The 8,659-nt window shown below is 44.7% G+C and carries 7 protein-coding genes; 4 read left to right on the top strand and 3 right to left on the bottom strand.

What is annotated here, in order from left to right; genetic code table 11:
- The first annotated feature begins 231 nt into the window (after positions 1–231).
- The gene (locus FEM33_RS11700) at positions 232–1,080 is read left to right on the top strand and encodes a hypothetical protein (RefSeq protein WP_229214209.1); all 849 of its coding nucleotides are present in this window, start codon (positions 232–234) and stop codon (positions 1,078–1,080) included.
- Between the two features lie 55 nt (positions 1,081–1,135).
- Here FEM33_RS11700 and FEM33_RS11695 read toward each other — a convergent pair whose 3' ends face one another.
- Complete coding sequence (locus tag FEM33_RS11695; protein WP_139012207.1) at positions 1,136–1,966, bottom strand: aminotransferase class IV; 831 nt, start codon at positions 1,964–1,966, stop codon at positions 1,136–1,138.
- Positions 1,967–2,187: 221 nt separating this feature from the next.
- On the opposite strand from FEM33_RS11695, the gene FEM33_RS11690 reads away from it, so the two are divergent.
- A complete protein-coding gene (locus FEM33_RS11690) occupies positions 2,188–3,159 on the top strand; it encodes a polyprenyl synthetase family protein (protein ID WP_374756428.1) in 972 nt (323 codons plus the stop codon).
- Between the two features lie 24 nt (positions 3,160–3,183).
- Positions 3,184–3,813, top strand: coding sequence for a rhomboid family intramembrane serine protease (locus FEM33_RS11685; protein ID WP_139012205.1), 630 nt, complete (start codon positions 3,184–3,186; stop codon positions 3,811–3,813).
- A gap of 1 nt (position 3,814) precedes the next feature.
- On the opposite strand, the gene FEM33_RS11680 is transcribed toward FEM33_RS11685, so the two are convergent.
- Positions 3,815–4,474 (bottom strand): phosphatidylserine decarboxylase family protein, encoded by a 660-nt coding sequence (locus FEM33_RS11680; RefSeq protein WP_139012204.1) that lies wholly within the window; start codon positions 4,472–4,474, stop codon positions 3,815–3,817.
- Between the two features lie 220 nt (positions 4,475–4,694).
- Entirely contained in the window at positions 4,695–8,045 is a 3,351-nt protein-coding gene (gene secA / locus FEM33_RS11675; RefSeq protein ID WP_139012203.1) for a preprotein translocase subunit SecA, read from the bottom strand.
- Positions 8,046–8,337: 292 nt separating this feature from the next.
- Here secA and FEM33_RS11670 point away from each other — a divergent pair, with 292 nt between their 5' ends.
- Positions 8,338–8,571 carry a PspC domain-containing protein gene (locus FEM33_RS11670; RefSeq protein WP_139012202.1) on the top strand — a complete coding sequence of 78 codons (234 nt, stop codon included), beginning with the start codon at positions 8,338–8,340 and terminating at the stop codon, positions 8,569–8,571.
- The last annotated feature ends 88 nt before the right edge of the window (positions 8,572–8,659 follow it).

Genomic DNA, 8,659 nt, shown 5'->3' with positions numbered 1-8,659 from the left:
ATCCTTTAATACTATCTCCGTTCAGATAAGCATTTACAATCGTTAGTCTGAACTCTACACTGAATTTTCTGTTTTTACCCATAAAAAATGCCCCCAAGAAGTGTCTAACTTTTTGGGGGCAGTGCACCCGCCGGTTGTGCTTTTTTCGTTTACAACCTCACGCAACCTCTTCGCCGGTTCCATCGTAATGGCTAACAACCAATTCATCTCTAACAATAAATAATCATTACAATGACAATCTTGAAAATTACGCGCTTGCTCTTTGCAATGGGGCTTTTGCTTGCCGTCAGTATTTCCTGCTCCGATGACGACAACGATGACAATACGCCGCCTGTTCCGACAGTGGATGTGATGATCAAAGAAACAACCCTTGGAAAAGTGCTTACGGACGGAAGCGGAAAAACGCTTTACTTCTTTACAAAAGATGTTGCCGGAACTTCGGCATGTACCGGAGGTTGTCTGACGGTATGGCCTGTTTTCTCCGTTGCCAGCCCGCGCCTTAATGCCGGCCTGAACGCCGCCGATTTCAGTACAATTACCCGGGCAGACGGCCAGAAGCAGGCTACTTACAAAGGCTGGCCTTTATATTATTACAAGGATGACACGGCGGCAGGCGACGTGAAAGGAGAAAATGTGAACGGCGTCTGGTTCGTTGCCAAAACGGATTATACCATGATGCTGGGCAATGCGCAGCTCGTTGGAAATGACGGAAAATCCTACAAATCCGACTATACCGAAGGAACTGCAGATACGCAGTTTCTGGTGGATTCGCTCGGACGTACGCTCTATGCTTTTATCAATGACAAGAAGAACGTGAACAAGTATACCAAAGCAGATTTCAGCAACGACGATTTCTGGCCGATTTACTATGCGGATATAAAGTCGCTTCCTTCTACCATTGATAAATCGCTTTTTGCAGTTATTGATGTTTTTGGCAAAAAACAGCTGACTTACAAAGGTTGGCCTTTATACTATTTCGGACCTGATAGTAAAACAAGAGGAATGACAAAAGGAGTGAGTGTTCCCAGGCCGGGCGTCTGGCCGATTGTCAACAAGGAATCACCAAATGCACCTGACTAATTCTGATTTATTACATGTAATCCCAAAAACGGCTGGCCATTTGATCAGCCGTTTTTTATTTACCCCAGTCTGCAACCATATCTTCAAACAGTTTTTGTAAAAAGAGCGTCTGTTTTCCTGCAAGCCCGTTTCCTACGGCCGCATCCCCGATCTGAACAATGGGCATAACCCATTTGGTTGTGCTGGTCGTAAAAACTTCATCTGCCGAAAGCACTTCTTCATACGATACGGTCCTTGTTTCCACTTCAAAATAAGGCGCTGCAAGTTCCATAACGACACGTCGTGTAATGCCGTTCAGAATGTTCCGGTCGGAAGTAATGAGCTTGTTTTCACGGAAAATAAAAACATTGCTTCTCGTCAGCTCGCTTACTTCCCCGTTTTGGTAAAAAAGCAGATCGGATGCCTGCGTACGCTTCATTTCGTCGGCCATCAGCACCATATGCATGTAATTGGTCGTTTTGATTTCCGGCAGGTCACGTACGTATTCATACGGCAGTACTTTTATACCTTTGAGCCGGCCGGCCGGATTGTCCTGCGGCAATGCTTCCGTTCTGATCAGAAAATTGGGCTGGACTACATTTACGCTGTCCGGTGCATAGCCCCCGGTAAGTACAAAGCGGAAGGCAACTTCCTGCTCACCGCACATGGCATGCAGATCGGCCAGTATTTTTGCTGTTTCTTCCTGCGAAACCGGCAAAGGAAGTTTTAGTAACCGGGCTGAATTTTCGAACCGCTGCCAGTAATCATTCCAGCGGAACGGAATGCCATTATACGTCCTGAAATAATCAAACAAGCCGTAACCGCGCAGCAATCCAAGATCGTTGGTTTTAAAAAGCGGGCTGTCGACCGGAAAAATTTCTCCGTTGAAATACTGGTAAAATGCCATAATTTAAATGCAGGAATGTAAATTGTTCAGGGCAGAAAACACCAAAAGGCTGCTTTTCCACTCCGAAACTAATATAAATCGGATGCAATGACGAAAGTTATGGCACATTATTACAAATTCGGTTATTAAATTTTCCTACTTTGCACAAACGCTGGCCGGAATTGCAGCGTTAATTTTTATCCGGCAGAACAACTCGCGGCAGATTTTTACAAATTAAAATGATTAATACCGAGCAACTACTTGAAAAGCTTCAGGCTGAAATTGAAAGTCATTCCTACGGCGAAAATCCGGCAGAGCTTTATAATCCCATAAAATACATGATGTCTCTGGGCGGAAAGCGTTTTCGCCCGCTACTTACGCTGATTGCTGCCTCCATTTATACCAAAGACTGGGAAACAGCCATCAAGCCGGCCATGGCAGTAGAGGTTTTTCACAACTTTACTTTAATGCACGACGACATAATGGACCGTGCGCCTCTGCGCCGTGGCGAGCTGACCGTGCATGAAAAATGGAATGCCAATACGGCAATATTGTCCGGCGATGTCATGCTGATCCGTGCTTACGACTTGTTGCTGGATACCCCGAAAGAACGTTTGAGGCTTGTTCTGGAACGGTTCAACTGCACGGCAGGCGAAGTTTGCGAAGGCCAGCAGCTCGACATGAACTTTGAAACGCGCTGGGATGTGAGCGAAGAGGAATATCTTGAAATGATCCGTTTGAAAACTTCTGTACTGCTTGGCTTTGCGCTGGAACTGGGTGGAATAATCGGCGGAGCTGATGAGAAATCCATAAAACTGCTGTATTCGGCAGGAGAAAATATTGGAATCGGGTTTCAGCTGAAAGACGATCTGCTGGATGTATACGGCGATCCTTCCAAGTTCGGAAAGCAGGTCGGCGGTGATATTATTTCCAATAAAAAGACTTTCCTGCTGATTGAAGCACTTTCCAGAGCAAGCGGCGACACACTTGCCGAACTGCAGAAATGGATTGCGATGGAAACTTTTGAAAAAAATGATAAAGTTAATGCCGTCCGGAATATTTATGAAACACTGGATATCCGTAGCTTTACCGAACAAAAAATCAAAGCATATTTTACACGCGGCATAGACAGCCTCAAACAGCTGGACATTGACAATGACGGAAAAACTTTTCTGCTCGGGTTTGTTCAACAGCTTGTAGAGCGTGAAAAATAACTTACTTCAAAGCTGACCAAATTTATGTCCATTACACTATTACTGATCATCATTACGTGCGGAATCAGCTATTATGCCTTCAACAATCCTTCTTTGATGGACAGGCTGATCCTGAATCCATACCGAATTACGAGCCGCAACGAATATTACCGTTTTGTAACATCCGGATTTATCCATGCAGATTTTGGCCACCTGATATTCAACATGCTGAGCTTGTGGTTTGTAGGTGAAGGAATTGAACGGCTTTTTGGAATGCTGTTCGGCTCCGGCGGCTCCTTGTACTTTTTATTTCTGTACCTAGTCGGAATTATCGTTTCAGACATTCCTACATTCCTGAAGCACCGTAACAGTTCAAGCTACAATTCGCTGGGTGCATCGGGAGGCGTTTCGGCCGTTTTGTTTGCTGCCATTCTCTTTGCCCCCACCATGACAATTTCCCTGTACTTTTTCATCAGAATGAAGGCATTCATTTTCGGGATTTTGTTTCTGGGGTATTCGTTTTACGAAGCTAAAAAAGGCACAAGTTATGTCAATCACAGCGCGCACATGTACGGCGCAATTTTTGGAATGGTATTTATGGCAGTTGTTTATCCGGCGTCCGTTCCCGGCTTTTTTGCGCAGATCGGTGAATGGATAGGAACGCTAAGGCCGTGATTTATTTCAATTCGGCCAGGACCGTTACGCTGCCTATCGTTTTATCCTGAAGGTTCACTTTAATATCTGCGTCCAGCGGTACAAAAATATCCACTCTGGAGCCAAACTTGATAAAGCCCATTTCGGTACTCTGCTCTACCTGATCGCCTTCTTTTACGTACCAGCGGATCCGGCGGGCAGCGGCTCCGGCTATCTGGCGAAAAAGTACGTCGATGCCTTCCACTGTTCTGATTACAACCGTTGTGCGCTCATTGTCCGTACTTGATTTCGGATGCCATGCCACCAAATACAGACCGGGATGATATTTAAAATACTGGATAACACCACTTACCGGGTTCCAGTTGATATGCACATTAAGTGGTGACATAAAAATGCTTATCTGTCTTCTGGGACCTTTAAAGTACTCGCTTTCTACAACTTCTTCTATAACCACGACTTTGCCGTCACACGGTGCAACAATCTGCCGGTCGCTTTTATGAACAATTCTTTTGGGAACCCTGAAAAACTGGACAACGAGTAAAAAAGCAATAATGCTCCCGATCAATACCAATCTTGGAATCCAATAACCGTCAGGAAGGAGATAATGAACACCTAAGTTTATCAATATCAATACAATGGCAGTTACTGCCATAATCGTATAACCTTCTTTGTGTAATTTCATTCAGGGCAATTTTTGGTGAGTATCAATCTTACGGGTACAAATATCGTATAAATCCTGGTTTACTTTCAATCAAAAGCCCTGCCAATCCGATTTTGAAAGGCAGGGCTTTGTATTTAATCAGGTATATGAAAGCATGGTCAGAAACTTTATTTTAATCAGAATACTTCATTTCAAACCAATAGAAGTACCTCTGATCGTTCCTGACAAAGTTAATTACGGATTATTCAATTACTACGCATTCTCCGTTTTTAACTTCCTGCTCTACTTTTTTGAATTTGACATCACGTAAAATCCGTCCGTCGCGGTACTGAACCGAAACTTTCTGATTTCTGTCCGCTACTTTAATCGTACGCACAGGCTGTGCTTTGGTTGTCGATTCCATCTGGCGGGCATATTCATTCGGGCCGTCCAGTTCGGCATCAAATTCCTCTTCCCGGTTTGTATGCAAAGCCGGCGCAGGGACCGGGGCAGGACGACGTACTGTTTGCTGAACTGCGGTAGCCGGCACAGCTTCTTCCTGAGGAATATCCGCTTTCATCAGGAATGAAATCATGTCAAAGTTAACCTTGCTCAAAAACCGCTTGAAAAGTTCTACGGATTCAAACTTGTAAATCAGCAAAGGATCTTTCTGTTCAAAAACGGCGTTCTGCACGGATTGCTTAAGATCGTCCATTTCACGCAAATGTTCTTTCCATTCCTGATCGATCAGAGAAAGCACAATGGCTTTTTCCATCTCATGCGTGATTTCGTGGCCTTCATTGGCAATTGCCTTTTTCAGATTGACCACAACGCCTGCCTGACGGATTCCGTCACTGAAAGGAATCATAATTTCCGAAATCGTAGCGCCGCGGTCTTCCAGAATGGATGTCAGTACAGGCAATGCTTTCTGTGAAATCGCATTGTTTTTGTCCTGATAATGTTTTTCAGCTGCTTCGTAAAGTTTCTGAGAGCGGTCGGCAGGCTTAAATGATCCGTATTCTGTTTCTGTAAACGGAAGCTCCATTCCAAGCGTGGTGATCACGGCCAGTTCCAGTTCAGTATAAGTACCGGCATTTGTAACAATTTCGTCGCAAACGTCGTATAAGGTATTGGCAATATCCACTGCCAGACGGTCTCCGAACAACGCATTGCGGCGGCGCGTATAAATGGCATCGCGCTGATAGTTCATAACATCATCATATTCTAAAAGACGCTTGCGCATTCCGAAGTTGTTTTCCTCCACTTTCTTCTGCGCTCTTTCAATGGATTTGGTGATCATACCGCTCTGGATCACTTCTCCTTCTTCAAGGCCCATTCTGTCCATTACTTTCGCCATCCGGTCGGAACCGAAAAGACGCATCAGGTTATCTTCCAGCGAAACAAAGAACTGCGATGAACCCGGATCGCCCTGACGTCCGGAACGTCCGCGCAACTGCCTGTCAACACGACGGCTTTCATGACGCTCGGTACCGATAATGGCCAGACCGCCTGCTTTTTTTGCTTCGGGAGTCAGTTTGATATCCGTACCGCGTCCCGCCATGTTCGTTGCAATCGTAACCGTTCCCGGCTTTCCAGCTTCTGCCACCACTTCCGCTTCACGCTGATGCTGCTTGGCGTTCAGAACCTGATGCTGGATTTTACGGAGTGTAAGCATCCGGCTGATAATCTCGGAATTTTCAACAGAAGTCGTACCTACCAGAACCGGGCGGCCTGCTTCCACAAGCTCCACGATTTCATCCGTAACCGCATTGTATTTTTCACGGACCGAACGATAGACTTTATCTTCATGATCCTTACGAACGGCTGTTACGTTCGTAGGGATGGACACAACGTCCAGTTTGTAGATTTCCCAGAATTCGCCTGCTTCCGTTTCCGCTGTACCGGTCATACCGGCCAGTTTATGATACATCCGGAAGTAATTCTGCAGTGTAATCGTTGCGTACGTTTGTGTGGCGTCTTCAACCCTTACATTTTCTTTTGCTTCGATGGCCTGGTGCAAACCGTCGGAATAGCGGCGGCCATCCATGATACGGCCGGTTTGTTCGTCAACGATTTTGACCTTTCCGTCCATAATCACATATTCCACGTCTTTTTCAAAAAGCGTAAATGCTTTCAGAAGCTGGTTTACAGTGTGAATACGCGCTGTTTTTACAGAATAGTCACGGATCAGTGCTTCTTTTTTGATAACCCTTTCCTGTTCATTCAAAGAAGAATCTTTTTCAATAGCATCGAGATCAACGGCTATATCCGGTAAAATAAAGAAATTGGTTTCATCAGACTCACCGGTAAGGAAATCGATCCCTTTTTCTGTCAGTTCAATGCTGTTATGGCGCTCATCAATTGTAAAATAAAGAGGCGCATCTGCGACAGGCATCAGTTTCTGGTTTTCCGCCAGATAAATGGATTCTGCCTCCTGCATCGTTGCCTTGATACCTGACTCACTGAGGTATTTGATCAGCGGCTTGTATTTCGGCATACCGCGGTGTGCACGGAACAATGCCAGTGCTCCTTCTTTTTTATCACCAGCTGCAATTTTCTTTTTGGCATCATTCAGAAAATCCATAGCCAGTTTTTTCTGAGCTTCCACGATTCTTGCAACACGCGGTTTCAGTTCCAGATATTCCTGCTCGTCACCGCGGGGTACAGGGCCACTGATGATCAACGGCGTACGTGCGTCGTCAATCAGAACGGAGTCCACTTCATCGACCATGGCAAAATGGTGTTTGCGCTGAACCAGTTCTTCCGGCGTACGTGACATATTGTCACGCAGGTAATCAAAACCGAATTCGTTATTCGTTCCGTAAGTAAGATCTGCTTTGTAGGCATTCCTGCGGGCAGTTGTATTAGGCTGATGCCGGTCAATACAGTCGACGCTCATGCCATGGAACTCAAAAAGCGGCGCATTCCATTCCGCATCCCTTTTTGCAAGATAATCGTTGACGGTGACGATGTGAACGCCTTGACCGGCCAGCGCATTCAGGAACGCAGGAAGCGTTGCAACCAGCGTTTTACCTTCACCCGTGGCCATTTCGGAAATTTTTCCCTGATGCAAAACCACACCACCGATCAGCTGCACATCGTAATGCAGCATATTCCATTTAATCGGCTGCCCGATCACATCCCAGGTTGTATTCCAGTATGCTTTATCGCCTTCTATTACTACGTGAGATTTTCTTGCTGCAACTTCACGGTCAAAATAGCTGGCTGTTACTTCCAGTTTATCATTTTCCTTAAAACGGCGTGCTGTTTCCTTTACAATGGCAAAAGCCTTTGGCAGAATATCCAGAAGTATTTTTTCCAGTTCCTTGTTACGATCCAGTTCCAGGGCATCAATTCGCTTGAAAACGGCTTCCTTCGCATCAACATTCGGCTCATCATTTGCCTGCTGTCTTAAGGCACCAATCTGGTCGTCAATGGATTTGAGCTTTTCCGAGATATGTTGTTTCAGCCCTTCGGACTGTGCGCGGAGTTCATCGTTGGATAGTGAAGCCAGTAACGCATATTCGGCATTAACTTTATCAACATACGGGGTCAATTCTTTCAGATCCCGTTCTGACTTTGTGCCAAATAGCTTGGAAAATATTTTAAACATGATTCTTATATATGTTTTAACCTTACATTTTAATCAAAATATTGATCCTGCACAAATTTGAATGTCAGATTGTCAGCAACAATATCATTTTCAGTCCCAAAGGTAATTCATTGCCAATAGTATTGTGCAACTTCTTTGATAATCCGTCATACAACTCTAATCATTTTTCATCAAAACTCATATAATTATATCGCCCATTCTAATCCAGAATAACCGTTTGTACTAAAAAACAATAACTACTATGCATTACACAGTACCTTTGGATCATTAAACAAAACAAATAGCCATAGCCATGAACAACAACAGATTATTTCGCGATACCAACCATAAAATGATTGGCGGGGTTGCGGCAGGACTTGCCGAGTACCTGCAAACAGATGTAACGATCATGAGGGTACTTTTTGTACTTGCCGTTTTTATTCCGCTTAATTTCCCGGTCGTTTTGCTTTACATCATATTATGGATCGTAATGCCCGATATTGCAAAACGCCCCAAAATACTGCAAAACAGCCATATTCCTTCCTGAAATAATCTGTCAGTCAAATAAATACCACAAGTCCTTAACCGCCGGAAAACAAATTCCGGCGGTTTGTTGTTTTAGATGTAATTGCTAT

The sequence above is a fragment of the Dyadobacter flavalbus genome, from assembly GCF_006149045.1.
Lineage (GTDB): Bacteria > Bacteroidota > Bacteroidia > Cytophagales > Spirosomataceae > Dyadobacter > Dyadobacter flavalbus.
Note: the sequence above shows the minus strand (reverse complement) of the source record. Positions and strands in the feature narration are given on the sequence as shown.